Raw genomic sequence first — 15,019 nt, 5'->3', positions numbered from 1 at the left:
CTCAAGGTGTGGTTCAAGCATAAAAAAGCCCGATGAATTCATCGGGCTTACCGTAAAACAATCTAAGCGATTAATCGTTATTGTTCATGATACCCAGAATGCTCAACAAGCTAGTGAACAGGTTCAGGATATTCAAGTACATAGAAATCGTTGCTGAGATATAGTTGGTTTCTTCACCACGCACAATACGGCTGGTATCAAACAGAATGAAACCCGAAAATACCAGTGCAGAAACGCTACTGATAGCCAGATGAGCCACCGTTGAGCCAACAAAGATGTTAATCAATGCCGCAACAATCACAATGATCAAGCCAGCAAACAGGAAATTACGCATGAAAGAGAAATCTTTCTTGCTAGTAATGGTGTAAGCCGACAGACCTAAAAATACCATGCCAGTCAGGCCGAGTGCTTGCGCAATAACAATTGGGCCATTTGGCATCGCCGCATAGAAATTCAGCATTGGACCAAGAGCTCCCCCCATCAGTCCAGTAAAGACGAACGTCCATACTAGGCCTGATGATGAGTTAATCGCTTTTGGCATCACGAAAAACAAAATGCCAATGGCAGCCAACTGCATCACCAAAGCAACGATAGGAGAAATGCCGATAGCCATAGTCGCCATTGCGGCAATCGCACTGGTGACAAGGGTCATGGAAAGCAGGAAGTAGGTATTCTTCAAAACCTTGTTGGTTTCAAGAGTACGTTCCAAGCTGGAAGTTCTGGTAAACATTGGCGTATTCATACTTTTCCTCTATTAAAAGTACTGATTGCTACAGGGACAGTTATGAGGCTCAATGCCATAAATTTCAAGCCCCTTGTGCTGTCTAACTCAATAATAATCAAAATCGGTGGTTAAGGTTATGTGCAGTTGTAACACGATATTTCATCTCATTCACCGAATGATGTCTTTTTATTTGCATGATTTTAAAAGAATTCAGAAGCGATTAACGCTTCTGAATCAATGACGATGAAGTGAGTACCGTCGATTAGTGATGCAGGATCTGAGCAAGGAAGTTCTGTGTACGATCCGATTGCGGGTTTTCAAAGAATTCTTTGGGATTGTTTTCCTCAATGATTTCTCCGGCATCCATGAAAATAACTCGGTCTGCGACTTCTTTCGCAAAGCCCATTTCGTGGGTCACACACAACATGGTCATGCCTTCCTCGGCAAGTTCAACCATAACATCCAGCACTTCACGCACCATTTCGGGGTCTAAGGCAGAGGTTGGCTCATCAAATAACATAATTTGTGGATTCATACAGAGTGAGCGAGCAATGGCTACGCGTTGCTGTTGACCACCGGAGAGTTGACCGGGATATTTATCCGCTTGCTCTGGAATACGGACCCGAGTGAGATATTTCATGGCAATTTCTTCCGCCTTATCTTTAGGCATTTTCTTAACCCAAATCGGTGCGAGCGTGCAATTTTCCAACACCGTCAGATGAGGGAAGAGGTTGAAGTGTTGAAAACACATGCCAACTTCACGGCGTACTAGCTCGATGTTTTTCAAATCTTCAGTGAGCTCATTCCCCGCTACGATGATTTGCCCTTTTTGATGCTCTTCAAGGCGGTTAATGCAGCGGATCATGGTCGATTTTCCTGAGCCAGATGGTCCACAAATGACGATACGTTCGCCTTTTTTGACATTCAGGTTGATGTTCTTCAGGACGTGAAATTCACCATACCATTTATTCATGTCTTTAATTTGAATCATAAAATCTTGGTTGAGTTGTTGCGTCATAATACGTTCCTTGCAAAGTGACTTATCGTTTGTGACCGGTATGGAGTTTGCCTTCGAGCCAAATCGAGTATCTCGACATGCCAAAGCAGAAGATCCAGAACACTAACGCGACAAAAACATAACTTTCTGTAGCAAAACCGAGCCAATTCGGGTCGGTATTGGCGGATTGTCCGATGCCGAGCACATCAAACATGCCGATAATCAACACCAGACTGGTGTCTTTAAACAGACCAATAAAGGTATTTACAATCGATGGAATGGTGATTTTCAGCGCTTGCGGCAGAATAATCAGCCCCATTTTTTTCCAGTAACTTAAACCGAGCGCATCGGCTGCCTCATACTGGCCTTTGGGAATCGCTTGCAAACCACCACGGATTACTTCCGCCATGTACGCGGCACTGAACATCACCACGCCAATCAAGGCACGCAGTAGCTTATCTATCTCACTGCCTTGAGATAAAAAGAGTGGCAGCATTACCGAAGCCATGAACAGTACGGTAATTAAAGGCACCCCACGCCATACCTCAATGTAGACGGTACATAAGCTGCGAATTATGGGCATGTCGGAGCGACGTCCTAAAGCCAGTGCAACGCCAATTGGTAGTGAAGCGATGATGCCGACTAAAGCGATGATCAAAGTGACTAACAATCCACCCCATTTATGGGTTTCAACCACTTCCAGCCCGAAGACACCACCATAAAGAAGTAGGGCAGCGAAGAAGGGATAGATGTTAACGAAAACCAGCCAAATCCAGCCTCGCTTTGGTGTCTTTTCATAAGCCAGCAGTGCGACAAAAAGAGCCAGAGTGAAGAAGAATAGCCTTGGTCTCCACAGTTCTGCCGCGGGGTAGAAGCCGTACATGAACTGCTCCCAGCGAACACTGATGAATACCCAGCAAGCGCCCTCAAGGGTGCAGTCGTTACGCGTGGTTCCGCTCCAGTTGGCGTTGAAAATCGCCCAATCGAGGATATTTAGGAGACCTTGAATAGCTAAGTAACCTAACACCAAGGTCGCGATTGAGTTAAACACGCCATTAAATAAATTTTTCCGTAACCAACCGACGACCCCTGTTGTGTTGGATGGCGGCGGTAGGCTAGGTTGAAATTGATGTGTTGCCATAATTATCTCTCCACCAGTGCCACTTTACGGTTATACAGGTTCATTAAGGCTGAAGTTAATAAACTCAGCGTGAGATAGACCAACATGGTCATCGAAATGATCTCAATCGCTTGTCCTGTTTGGTTGAGGGTGGTGCCCGCAAATACAGAAACCAAGTCTGGGTAGCCAATAGCCATGGCCAGTGAGGAGTTTTTGGTTAGATTCAGATATTGGCTAGTCAGCGGTGGAATGATGATCCTGAGTGCTTGAGGAATAATGACCAGTTTTAAGGTTTTCGTACGAGTTAAACCGAGAGACATTGCTGCTTCCGTTTGCCCGTGGCTGACCGCATTGATCCCAGAACGCACAATCTCTGCGATGAAGGATGCGGTATAGATTGTCAAGGCGACCAGTAATGCCGCCAGTTCAGGCAGTACCGAGATCCCGCCTTGGAAGTTGAATCCGCGTAGTACGGGATATTCTGCTGTGATAGGTTGGCCAAGTAGAAAATAAACCAACACTGGAAAAGCGACACACAGTAAGAGTATGTATCGTCCCATCGGGGTTTGCTGTCCCGTTAAACGTTGGCGATTTGTAGCCCAGATACTCAATACCCAACAGGCAATGATACCAGCGATTAAGGCAACCAGAACCCAGATGCTACCGGATTCAAAGATTGGCTTGGCGAGATACAGCCCTTTTATGTTGAGGTAAAACCACTCGCCAAGATGCATGCTTTCCCTTGCCGATGGCAAGGCTTGAAGCACAACGAAATACCAAAAGAATATTTGCAGTAGCAGTGGCAAATTACGAAATGTTTCGATGTAGACCGCTGCTAAGCGGCTGATTAGCCAGTTACTGGAGAGGCGAGCAATGCCAATCAAAAATCCCAGTATGGTCGCTAATAAGATGCCGAGTACTGAAACCAGAGCGGTATTGAGCAAACCCACCAGAAACGTTCGGCCATAGCTGTAAGTTTCATCGTAGGGAATTAAGCTTTGGCTGATACCAAAACCAGCGGTTTGATCTAGAAAAGCGAAACCCGTTGCGATCCCTCGAGATTCAAGGTTAGTTAACGCATTATTCACTATGGTGTAGAGAAAAAATGCGAGTACACAAACGGCGAGAAGTTGGAACACAACCGAACGGAAGGTTGGGTTATAAAGCAAATTGGTATGCTTGGAATGCGCGTCAGAAGTCTCTGGCGTCGCTTTATTTGTGGGTTTCATACAACAATAACCTCTTATCCATTTTTGTGCTCGGAGCTAAGCCAAGCGCAGATTCCTTTTACTTAAAGCCGCAGTACGCACGTCTCGTACTGCAGCTTTAAGGTGGTCGGGATTATAGTTATCAATTAACGGATAGGTGGTGCGTACATAAAGCCGCCCGCATTCCAGAGTGCATTCACACCGCGGTCAATTTTTAGTGGTGAGCCAGAGCCGACCGTGCGATCGAAGCTTTCGCCGTAGTTACCCACTTGCTTAACAATTTGGTAGCTCCAGTCATCACGAATGCCAAGACCCGTTCCTTTCGGACCATCAAGACCAAGGATACGTTTTACTTCTGGGTTGTCTGACTTCATCATCTCATCGACGTTTTTCGATGTGATACCGTACTCTTCAGCATTGACCATGGCGTACAGTACCCATTTAGCGACGTTGAACCACTTATCATCATCCTGACGAACCACAGGGCCTAGAGGCTCTTTAGAGATGATTTCAGGTAGAACGACCGCAGAGTCTGGTTTTTCTAAATTGAGGCGCAGTGCATACAGACCTGATTGGTCAGTCGTCAGAACATCACAACGACCAGCATCAAAGCCTTTTGAAGTTTGAGCTGCAGTATCAAATACCACAGGTTTGTAAGTCATACCGCTATTGCGGAAGTAATCTGCCAAGTTGAGTTCTGTTGTGGTGCCCGATTGAACGCAGACTGACGCGCCATTCAGTTCTTTGGCGCTTTTCACACCCAAATCTTTTTTCACCATGAAACCTTGGCCGTCGTAGTAGTTCACCCCGACAAAGTTAAGACCCAGGGCGCTATCACGTTGCAGAGTCCATGTTGTGTTACGAGACAGAACATCAATTTCACCGGATTGCAGCGCAGTGAAACGCTCTTTTGCGGTGAGTGGTACAAATTTAACTTTGGTTTTATCGCCTAGAACCGCTGCTGCCATTGCTTGGCAATATTCAACGTCGATCCCTTCCCATTCCCCTTTTGCATTTGGGTTAGAAAAACCCGGTAAGCCTGTACTGACGCCACAAGTAATAAAACCTTGAGATAACACTTTGTCTAGAGTGCTTTCTGCGGCTGATGCCGAGAGGCTCAGCATGGCAGACGAGGCTGCGACGACAGAAGCAAGAACAGTGAGTTTATTCGCCATTTGTATCCTTCCTGTTTGATCCGTTTTTGACCAGGTGACACCTGATACAAGAGTTCAGCTATGTTGTGTTTCTTCAGTTATAGGTTGATGCCTATGTGGTTGCACATTGACAAATCAACCAGTTGTAAGCGTAGGTAAGGATGTCAGATTTCTCAAACAACGAGTGAAAAGAGTTGCTTAATTTCCCCATTCCTTAACTGCGCCAAGAATGGCGAAGTGTTAAATAAATGTAAATAGTGCAACTGAGTGACAGAGTGGTGCAACAGGATGGCGTGGCGGTGAGTGAACGAAGTTCTAATTAATAGTTCTATTAATTTGTTAAGGATTAGTCGGATCTACTAATTTATGGGTGAAATTTGCACAGATTTTATTTCATTCTGGTTATTAGATGCTTTTCTTGCCCCATTTTTGGTAGCATGAGTGCCAGTTAAGGATGAACAACCATAAGATGTACTATGCGCTATTTTCCTCTGTTTTTGGATTTGACCAATAAACCCGTTTTGGTCGTCGGGGGCGGCGAAGTGGCCTGCCGAAAGATTGATGCGCTATTGAGAGCGGATGCTAAAGTCACCGTGATTTCGCCGCAAGTGGCTCCCGCTTTACAGGCTTGGATTGAACAGGGGAAATGTCACTGGATTCAGCATTTTTATTCATCACACTGGTTAGATAAACGTTATGTTCAAGTATGGGCAACCACAGATAATCCAGAATTGAATCATCAGGTGTACAAGGATGCGAAAGAACAGGGCATATTAGTCAATGTGGTGGATGATCAGCCATACTGCGACTTCATTACCCCCTCAATGATTGAAAGAGGCCGCATTCAGCTCGCCATTTCCAGCGGCGGCGCATCTCCAGTGTTGATTCGTAATATTCGTGAAACCTTGGAAGCCGTTTTAGCGCAAAATCTTGCACTTTTGGCGGATTTCGGTGCATCAAAGCGTAATTCGATCAAAGATTTCTTACCGAGTGTTGATCTACGTCGTCAATTTTGGGAGCGATTTTTTGCCCATCCGGAAGTCAAAAATGCGCAAGATAGAGAGTCATTAGAATGCATATATATTCATCTGCTTACTCAATCCACGGACAAGGTTTCTGCAACGACGTGGATCGAGTTTGGAGCGGATGTTGAGTTGTTGTCACTGAAAGCGCTTCGCTATATGCAACAAGCAGAGTTGGTGCTGCATACCCAAGATTGTCCATATGCGTTTGTGGATTTGTGTCGTCGAGATGCACAGCGACAGAGCTTCAACTCATCGGTTGAATTGAGCACTTTACTCTTACAAGCTCAGCAAGAAGCACAAAACGTGTGTGTGTTGATCCCTTCCGGAAGCAGTGAATACGCCTTGCTACAAGGCAAAGCCACAGTACTCAAAATGGCTCAGCAAGGTTAAAAGACCAGGATAAAAGAGAGCAGGTAAGGCATAACACGCCTTACCCAAACTTACCCATCAAAACTTAAGCTTCGCTGAAACAGCCTAGCGCAAAGCGTTCTATCGCCACGGCCACGCCATCGTGATCGTTGCTTAGTGTAATGTGATCCGCAATGTGTTTGGTCTCTTCCATGGCATTCGCCATCGCGATACCGAGGCCTGCGTATTGCAGCATGTGGTGATCGTTTTCCGCATCTCCCATACAAATCACTTCACTGGCTTGAATGCCTAAATGCTCCGTAATCGCTTGTACGCCGATGCCTTTATTACTGCCCGTATTAAGAAATTCTAGAAAGAAGGGCGCACTTTGTACCACAGTAAATTCTTCACGCCATTGCGCTGGTAATTGAGCGATGGCTTGAGTGAGTTTTTCTGGCTCTCCGACGATCATCGCCTTAATGATCGGGTGGTCATCTGCCAATTGTGCAAAGTCCATTTCGGTAATATTGAGGCCATTTATGCTGGCTTCCACTTCGGTATATTGGCTGGTTTTAGGGGTGATCAAACCGTGAATTTGGCTAAAGGCATGGGTATTGAGCCCAAACTCTTGCGCGAGTGTTGCCACACGCTTAGCCGCTTTGCCATCAATGATTTGCTGATGAATAATCTCCCCAGTACCGACATTCGCGACCATAGAGCCGTTGTAATAGAGTACATAGTCATCTTCCGTGGTCAGATGTAACTCTTCCAATTTACTGCGCATGCCATCAAGAGGGCGGCCAGAAGCCAGAACCACTTGAATGCCTTGCTGACGAGCTTGAGCAATAGCCTGCTTGGTGCGAGGAGAGATCTGTTTTTGGCTATTGAGCAGTGTGCCATCCATATCGAGCGCAATCAGTTTGTACATCGGGTACCTACATAAAGTGGAAAAAGAGAACGAGCTCGATTATATACAGATCGTGCTTAAACTGTGAGCCACAGTGATAAAAAATGAAAATTAGAGCAATTTTGCGCTTTCCATTCGCAGCAATTTGTTGCTCTAAGTCGTCTGGTTATCCCCCAATTACTTGGAGTTGTAGGCAGGCGGTATATGACGAACCTAGATGCTCTATGTAATTAGGGTGAACAACGGTCGCCAATATCGCTGAAGCTTGAACTAAGAAGGGGATAGACGCATTTAATTTGACCTCGATCGCTATCTCCATTATGGTCTGCCACCTGCAACTGTTTATCCATGTTAGGTCGTTCATCTTGTACCGAATTAATGAAATGTTTGAGACTATCCAAGGCGAAGGCGTGTTTACTGGTGTGCCCGCGGTCTTTGTGCGCTTGCAAGGCTGCCCAGTCGGTTGTGCTTGGTGTGATACTAAGCAGACTTGGGAAACATTAGACTCAGACCAAACCTCATTCTCACAAATTTTGCTGAAAACCAGTGACGCGCCAACTTGGTGTCAGGCCAGTGCGCAAGAGGTGGTTCAACGCTATCAAGCTCAAGGCTATCAGGCAAAACATATCGTCATTACGGGCGGTGAGCCCTGCATTTACGATTTGACCGAGTTAACTCAAGCGTTTGAGGCAATGGGTTGCCGATGCCAAATTGAAACCAGTGGTACTTACGAAGTCTATGCGACCGAGAACACTTGGGTGACAGTGTCACCCAAGGTCGCGATGAAAGGGAAGTTACCGATTCTGGATTCAGCCTTGCAACGTGCCAACGAAATTAAACATCCCGTGGCGACCGAGAAAGATATCGACAATCTTGATGAGTTGCTTGCACGAGCTCAGGTCAGTGCTCAAACCGCAATCGCTTTGCAGCCGATTAGCCAAAAGCCGCGTGCGACAGAGTTGTGCATTCGCACCTGTATTGCTCGCAATTGGCGTTTATCTATCCAAACCCATAAATATCTCAACATTGCTTAAAGGGAGCGCATCATGAAAAAAGCCGTCGTCGTGTTCAGTGGTGGGCAAGATTCAACCACCTGTTTAGTTCAGGCGTTAAAAGAGTTTGATGAAGTGCATGCGATCACCTTTGATTATGGCCAGCGCCATAAATTAGAGATAGAAGTGGCCCAGCAACTGGCGAAGCAGCTTGGCGTCACTGCGCATAAAGTCATGGACGTGAGTTTACTCAATGAGCTGGCCATCAGCTCGCTGACGCGTGATGACATTCCGGTTTCTCATGAGCTACAAGCCAATGGACTGCCGAATTCTTTTGTTCCGGGACGCAATATTCTGTTTTTAACTTTAGCGGGTATCTATGCTTACCAAATCGGCGCGACCACGGTCATTACTGGGGTTTGTGAGACGGATTTTTCCGGTTATCCCGATTGCCGTGATGAATTCGTACAAGCGATGAACCAAGCACTCGCGAAAGGCATGGATCTGCCTTTAATGATTCGCACTCCATTGATGTGGCTGAATAAAGCTGAGACGTGGGCATTGGCCGATCAACTGGGAGCATTGGATCTGGTTCGTCACCAAACGCTCACTTGTTATAACGGGTTGATAGGTGATGGCTGTGGAGAATGCCCAGCCTGTGGTTTACGTCAGGCTGGGCTTAAAGCGTATCTCGATAATCGGGATGTGATAATGAGTGCGCTTAAGAGCAAGCAGTCAGCAGCGCATTAGTGGGATCGGCGGCATCGATTAAGCCGCCATTGCCGCTCTGTTTGGCGATGCTTAGAGCGCTATCCAGCTTAGGATAAAAGTGCGTAAAACTCGCCAAACCACTCTCTACCGTTAAATAGCTGAGGGTAACGCTCAAGCCAACTGTTGATTTAGCATCGGTTGGTGTTTTGCCATTTAACGCATGATGAAGCGCAAACAGCCGTGTTTCCGAAAGAGTACGTCTGCAGTTTGGCATAACCACCAAGAATTCATCATCCCCTAAGCGACACACAAACTCCTTGGCACGCAACTGGTGCAGCAAGGTATTGATTGTATTTTGTAACGCAATATCGCCCCGTTCATAGCCGTGACGTTCATTGAACTGCCTCAGTTGGTCAATATCCAATAGAGCAAGCAAATGGACATGCTCAGTTTGCTGGCAGGCTTCAATATGAGTTAATCGCTCTAATCCACTGGTGCGGCTTAATACCCCATGCAAGCTATCTTGTCGGTTTTGATCGCACTCTTTTCTGCGACGATAATGGGCAATGGGCAGAATCAGTGCAAACACAATCACTAATAGTGAAAGTGAAACACGTTGCCACTTCAACATTTCATATTTTTCGGCCAACGCTTGGTAGTTTTCTCGCCAAAAATTGACGCCGCGTTTTTGTTCTAATTCCGCTTTCGCCAGATCGAGCGCTTCAAAAGCTTTACGCTGCTCTGTGTTGCGCAGCAACAGCTCACTCTCAGCATATTGGCGATACCAGCTTAATGCTTCTTGGTATTGCTGCTCAGCCTCCGCAATTTTGGCTAACTGTAAATAAGCTTGCGCTTTAATGCGTGGCAGAGAAGCGCTCTCGCTAATCGCGACAGCTTGATTGGCATAGTCAATCGCTTGCGCGTATTTCTGCTCTTTGAAATGGGCTTGCGCAAGTGATAAGTAAATCAGTCCCTGCAAATGTTGGTCTTTATGTTGATTGACATACTCGAGAGCCTGAAAGAGATGTTGGTCGCCTTCAACGAAATTATTGAGTTCAATGTACGCTTTGCCTAAACCTAGGTGCACGTAAGCCAACCCAAACAGATAATTAGCGGGAGTAAGATGGGCTTTCGCCTGTTCAAAATAGAGGATGCTTTCTTCATATCGACCTTGCTTGAAGTAAGTATCACCCAAACTGTGTTCTACTTGCGCGATAAGTAGTGGGTTGCCTTGTTCGAGTCGATACTCCAATGCTTTATTGAGGTAGTCCAAGGCCGATTCATACTGGCCTAATGTCCCCATCAGAAGCCCGACATCGTTATAAATACCGGATGGGTCGACATAATCAGGCAGCAGACTGAGAAGCAGATCGTAAGTTTGCAGCGCCTCTTCATATTCTCCTAAGAACTCCAAATTATTGGCGACGAGGTGTAGGCCGCGATAGCGAGGAAATAGGGGATCTTCAGCATTAAGAAGGCGCTGATCCATCTGTGAGCAATAGAAACGAGCTTGGTACGGGCGGCCATGCCGCTGGAAAAGACGACAAAGATGGTATTCAAATAGCACCATGCCATCTTGGTCGTTTTTTTGTTTCATCTCGGCGTAGAAGGTTAAGTAGGTTTCTTCTGCAGAGTGGTAATCGAGACTTTCTTCATGATTCAACGCGTCTAGGAAGCGTTGTTCTGTCAGCGCGTAAGTATCATGGGAATTGACCAATTCACCATAATAGGGCTGCCCTTTGAGCACGAAATAGCCGTGTAATTTAGAGGTTAAATAGAGTTTTTCCGCCCCTTCAGGAAGGGAATGGTAGCGATCCTGTAATAGTTTTAGGGCCGTCTCTGTTTGTTTGTGTTGAGATTTGGCGTAAACCTCTTCCCATGCAGATCGTTCAGAGGCGACGCAGAATGAGGACATTAGGCTAAAGACAAGCAACGAGCGTTTAAAATAGAGTTTCATGTTCTGAATATGTGATGTTAGTTCGGAAAATATATTCCTCATTAACTTGATAAACAATGAGTTATTCTGATTGCTATCTCATTTTGTGATAGTCGCAGCAGGGTAATGTATTAAACGTGCGATTGAAACGTACATCATTGGCTTGTTTATCATTTGACGCCCTATCGAACTGTATGAAAAAACAGTATTCCGGTTGACAAGAGTATAAAGTTGACTATGCTGTAATTATGTACAGTGAAGGAGGGCATAATATGTTTTGGGACACACTCGAACGTGTTAATCGTCTGCGTCAGCAAGCGATGAATAACCCTGAATTTCTTCAATCTGCCAAACAGCATGAGGAAACTTTGCAGCACGTTGAACAATACTTTGAACCGAAGAAATATCGCAAAAGTAACCAAAAACGCCAAAAAACCTTGGCCGATATCTATGATCAAGCCGATTTTGGTGAACGTACTGATGATGTCACTCATTAGTTAAACCTGTAAATGACCGACAAATCATCTCGGTAGACACACAATCCTTTCTCAATTCAAACGCTGAGTGTTGCCCATAAGGGCAACACTCGCGAATCACCGATTAGCAACTACACTAAACCATAGAACAATATTCATACAGATTCAGAGGTTGGCATGTTTTTGGCTCGGCAATCCCGAAGATGGATAGTTTACCTATCGATTCTCGCCATCGCTTTCGTAGCGTGGCGATGGCTGACTCCTTTGGCAACCGCGATTAGCGTTAACTCCAATGCTGCTCCAATCAAAATAGCGGTATCACAAACACCTCTTTCTTCCCCTTTTTATCTTGCTGATCAGCTGGGCTTTTTTAAGCAGCAGGGGATTGATGTTGAGCTCGTGGCATGCAGTGGTGGAGTGCAATGCAGCCAAGCCTTGTTTCAAGGGGAGGTGAGTTACGCGACGGCGTCAGAATCTGTGGCAATGTTTAGCAGCTTCGAGCGTCAGGATTTTCTTATTCTTGCTAGCTTTGTGCAATCAGATAACGATTTGAAGCTCCTTGCATTAGAAAGCGAGACGATTCGCTCGGTTGCGGATTTACACAACAAACGTGTCGGTATGATCAGAGCGAGCGCAAGTGAGTTCTATTTTGATTCATTACTTTTGGCCAATAATTTGAAAGGAATTCCAATCGATAAAGTGTATGGCACTGCGGATCAGCTTTATCAGCAGTTATTTGATAAACAGCTGGATGCCATTTCGATTTGGGAGCCTTGGGGATACAAAATTGGGGTTGCTGCGGAATCGAAAGTGACCAACCTGAGTTTGCCGGGCATTTACACCTTATCGTTTAATTTATTAACCATAAAACCGACGACGGAAGAAGAAAAGCAGCGCAGTCTTGCGATTTTAAAAGCCCTGAAGCAAGCGATTGATTGGATTCATCAAAACCCAGAACGCACTCGATACCGAGTGGCAGGTGTGCTGAATATTGATGAAAAACAGCTGAGATGGTCATGGCAAGATTATTCATTTCGTCTCTCGCTCGGTAATACGTTATTAACGAACTTACAACTTCAGGGACGCTGGGCATTAGAAAACAAGTTAGTGCATGGTCAATTGCCCGATTATCGGCAATTAATGGCTGACGACCTGTTGAGCGAAGCGGTGAAAAACGATGGAGGCCAGCCTTGATCAACTCATTAAACCGCAAAATGACGTTACTGTTTATTGCATCACTGCTGTTAGTTGGTTTTATTGCTTTCTCATTACTGAACTTAGATCAGCGGCAGCAGCAAACCAATGCTGAGCTGGATACGATTTTGGAAATCCAAAACAGCATTGCCATGTTGCGTAGCCAGCTCTGGGTCTTTCTGCAATACAACGATGCTCATAGCTTAGAGCAAGTTTATCGTGCGCAGCAGGTTTTGGCTGGCCAGCTCGAGATGGAAACGGTCTTTGGCCAACACTTAGCCGGCATCCAAAGAATGAATAACAGTTTAGCCGGGCTATTAGAACAAGAGCGCTACATGGCAGAAGAATCGGGCATTACTAAGTTGGTCGATGGCATCGGAACTTATGAGCTACTTCACTCTCGATACAATATTTTGGTGCAAAATATGAATGAGGAGCTGGCCTATTTTCAGCGTCAAGTCATGGAAGAGAGCATTAATAATCAACGCTATTTATTGTTAACCACCATGGCGCACTTACTGCTCTTCTCTTCGGTTGTCTGTGGTATCGCGCTGGTGGTGTTACGCCGTTTCCGACATGGATGTAAAACTCTCCAAGAAGGGATTGAACAAATGGCGAAAGGGGATCTCGCCAGCCGAATTTCCACTCAAAATAATGAACAAGAGTTTGTTCAATTAACTCAGTTTTTCAATCAAATGAAGGCTTCGCTGCAAAGCACAACCGTTACCAAAGACGAGTTACAAGCGGAAGTGGCAAGAAAAACCGCCAAATTAGAACGTCAAAAAGCGGAATTACGTTTCTTGTCAGAAAGAGATTCATTGACAGGTATTTTGAACCGCCGTGCCTTTAAACAGCAGCTTAGTCACGCGTTAATTAAAGCGAAGCGCTCAAACATGAAGCTGGCTTTACTGTTTTTTGACTTAGATAAATTTAAAGAAATCAATGACACCAAAGGGCATGAAGTAGGTGATCTTGTCTTGCAAGAAATCGCTCAACGGCTCAAAGGGTCGATACGAGAATCGGATTTTTGTGGGCGCTTAGGGGGGGATGAATTTGTGGTATGCCTAGATCTGCTGCAGGATCACAGTGGCGTTATCAATAAGGCTTATCAGATGCTAGAAAAATTACAAAAGCCGCTTCAACTTAACCAAGAGAGCTTAGAGATTGGGGTGAGTATTGGTGTTGCCTTATATCCAGAGCAAGCGACCCAAGTACCTGAATTATTGCGTATTGCTGATGAGGCGATGTACAGCGCAAAACATCAATCCGGCAATACGGTGTATTGCGCCCACCAAGATAAGCACGATCACACCAGTTTAGTGAGCTGATGCACAAAGGCCGCAGCAACCGAGTTCTGATCCCGTTGCTGCGGTTTCTGTCATGACGATGAGTAGCGCGCGTTTTTGGGCGCTGCGGGTCTCGCGTGAAAAGGCTTCGTCGGATTCGGTTTACGTCGAGCGGCAAATTTTGCGGGTTTATGCTGTGATTGTCTCTGCTCGGCGGCTTTCTTTGCCGCCACATTTTCGACGACAAAATAGGGGTCTTCGTAGTGTTCGGCTGGGCCAAATTCTTGTTTGACCAAGCGATTCCACAATCCACGGTCAAAGCCTTGTTCAGGAATGGCAGGGTAGAGTGTCTCAATTTCTTCTTGAGCATAATTTAAGAATGCGGCTTTTTGGGTTTGATTAAAGCGCTGCGCAACCGTGTTATGTTTTTTGATCCACACTATTTTAAATTGACGCAATTCTGCTTCTGCCTGCTCTAAGGGTAAACGAGACAGATAAATGCGCTTATAAGACACTTTTCTATCGATCATAGTGCGCATTGCGGTTTGAATATAATCACCGTGATGAGTAATCGAAATGTCGTCCGGATCAAACAGATTGACGCACCAACCCTTAGGCAGAAATTCATCTTGTTGATATTGATGATTGCGTGCGACCAGTGCTTGATGGAGCACTAAATCAGACTTACCTCGAAAAGTTTGCTGCCATTTGGCAATGCGCACTTGGATTGACCCTGGCAAACGAAAAACATGTGTAAATTTATCTTGTTCCATTGGCTTATTTGCAACCTGAGCTTGTATACCCAGCCTATATGATTGCGAAAGAGTGGAAGATCGAAGGGTATCCGCTTTTCCGCAACGTTAGGTTATCTGGGCATAGAATCTATGTTTTATTGATACCTCGATTTCCTGCATAGGTGAGGCTATTCACGAAAATCGAAA

Annotated in this window: 14 protein-coding genes; 6 read left to right on the top strand and 8 right to left on the bottom strand. The window is 45.5% G+C overall.

All coding sequences use genetic code 11. From position 1 onward, the window contains the following. Positions 1-70: 70 nt before the first annotated feature. The 5 genes from F0316_RS07345 to F0316_RS07325 all read right to left on the bottom strand — a co-directional run bounded on the left by F0316_RS07345 (position 71) and on the right by F0316_RS07325 (position 5,224). Positions 71-742 carry a Bax inhibitor-1/YccA family protein gene (locus F0316_RS07345; protein ID WP_001095848.1) on the bottom strand — a complete coding sequence of 224 codons (672 nt, stop codon included), beginning with the start codon at positions 740-742 and terminating at the stop codon, positions 71-73. Positions 743-986: 244 nt separating this feature from the next. Further along, positions 987-1,742 carry an amino acid ABC transporter ATP-binding protein gene (locus tag F0316_RS07340; protein WP_000193736.1) on the bottom strand — a complete coding sequence of 252 codons (756 nt, stop codon included), beginning with the start codon at positions 1,740-1,742 and terminating at the stop codon, positions 987-989. A 22-nt stretch (positions 1,743-1,764) separates the two neighbouring features. Continuing rightward, the gene (locus F0316_RS07335) at positions 1,765-2,862 is read right to left on the bottom strand and encodes an amino acid ABC transporter permease (RefSeq protein ID WP_000190761.1); all 1,098 of its coding nucleotides are present in this window, start codon (positions 2,860-2,862) and stop codon (positions 1,765-1,767) included. Between the two features lie 2 nt (positions 2,863-2,864). After that, complete coding sequence (locus tag F0316_RS07330; protein WP_000805340.1) at positions 2,865-4,070, bottom strand: amino acid ABC transporter permease; 1,206 nt, start codon at positions 4,068-4,070, stop codon at positions 2,865-2,867. A 125-nt stretch (positions 4,071-4,195) separates the two neighbouring features. After that, positions 4,196-5,224, bottom strand: coding sequence for an amino acid ABC transporter substrate-binding protein (locus tag F0316_RS07325; RefSeq protein WP_001284567.1), 1,029 nt, complete (start codon positions 5,222-5,224; stop codon positions 4,196-4,198). A 455-nt stretch (positions 5,225-5,679) separates the two neighbouring features. Here F0316_RS07325 and F0316_RS07320 point away from each other — a divergent pair, with 455 nt between their 5' ends. Further along, the gene (locus F0316_RS07320; RefSeq protein ID WP_114732796.1) at positions 5,680-6,618 is read left to right on the top strand and encodes a precorrin-2 dehydrogenase/sirohydrochlorin ferrochelatase family protein; all 939 of its coding nucleotides are present in this window, start codon (positions 5,680-5,682) and stop codon (positions 6,616-6,618) included. Positions 6,619-6,682: 64 nt separating this feature from the next. Here F0316_RS07320 and F0316_RS07315 read toward each other — a convergent pair whose 3' ends face one another. After that, complete coding sequence (locus tag F0316_RS07315; RefSeq protein WP_148505121.1) at positions 6,683-7,504, bottom strand: Cof-type HAD-IIB family hydrolase; 822 nt, start codon at positions 7,502-7,504, stop codon at positions 6,683-6,685. Between the two features lie 362 nt (positions 7,505-7,866). Here F0316_RS07315 and queE point away from each other — a divergent pair, with 362 nt between their 5' ends. Further along, the gene (gene queE, locus F0316_RS07310) at positions 7,867-8,517 is read left to right on the top strand and encodes a 7-carboxy-7-deazaguanine synthase QueE (RefSeq protein WP_000464248.1); all 651 of its coding nucleotides are present in this window, start codon (positions 7,867-7,869) and stop codon (positions 8,515-8,517) included. Between the two features lie 12 nt (positions 8,518-8,529). Next, the gene (queC, locus tag F0316_RS07305; RefSeq protein ID WP_000710448.1) at positions 8,530-9,225 is read left to right on the top strand and encodes a 7-cyano-7-deazaguanine synthase QueC; all 696 of its coding nucleotides are present in this window, start codon (positions 8,530-8,532) and stop codon (positions 9,223-9,225) included. Here the strand turns inward: queC and F0316_RS07300 are convergent. Then, positions 9,197-11,143, bottom strand: coding sequence for a tetratricopeptide repeat-containing diguanylate cyclase (locus F0316_RS07300; RefSeq protein WP_000780779.1), 1,947 nt, complete (start codon positions 11,141-11,143; stop codon positions 9,197-9,199). The genes queC and F0316_RS07300 overlap by 29 nt on opposite strands. A gap of 251 nt (positions 11,144-11,394) precedes the next feature. Here F0316_RS07300 and F0316_RS07295 point away from each other — a divergent pair, with 251 nt between their 5' ends. The 3 genes from F0316_RS07295 to F0316_RS07285 all read left to right on the top strand — a co-directional run bounded on the left by F0316_RS07295 (position 11,395) and on the right by F0316_RS07285 (position 14,120). Continuing rightward, complete coding sequence (locus tag F0316_RS07295) at positions 11,395-11,619, top strand: hypothetical protein (RefSeq protein WP_000498504.1); 225 nt, start codon at positions 11,395-11,397, stop codon at positions 11,617-11,619. Between the two features lie 156 nt (positions 11,620-11,775). After that, entirely contained in the window at positions 11,776-12,792 is a 1,017-nt protein-coding gene (locus F0316_RS07290; protein ID WP_032473871.1) for an ABC transporter substrate-binding protein, read from the top strand. Next, positions 12,789-14,120, top strand: coding sequence for a GGDEF domain-containing protein (locus F0316_RS07285; RefSeq protein WP_149560362.1), 1,332 nt, complete (start codon positions 12,789-12,791; stop codon positions 14,118-14,120). The genes F0316_RS07290 and F0316_RS07285 overlap by 4 nt, the downstream gene beginning before the upstream one ends. A 50-nt stretch (positions 14,121-14,170) precedes the next feature. Here the strand turns inward: F0316_RS07285 and F0316_RS07280 are convergent, their stop codons facing one another. Then, positions 14,171-14,851: an MSHA operon transcriptional regulator gene (locus F0316_RS07280; protein ID WP_000434285.1), complete on the bottom strand. Its 681-nt coding sequence runs from the start codon at positions 14,849-14,851 to the stop codon at positions 14,171-14,173. Between the last annotated feature and the right edge of the window lie 168 nt (positions 14,852-15,019).

The organism is Vibrio cholerae, assembly GCF_008369605.1.
Lineage (GTDB): Bacteria > Pseudomonadota > Gammaproteobacteria > Enterobacterales > Vibrionaceae > Vibrio > Vibrio cholerae.
This window is presented reverse-complemented; position numbering and strand designations above follow the sequence as displayed.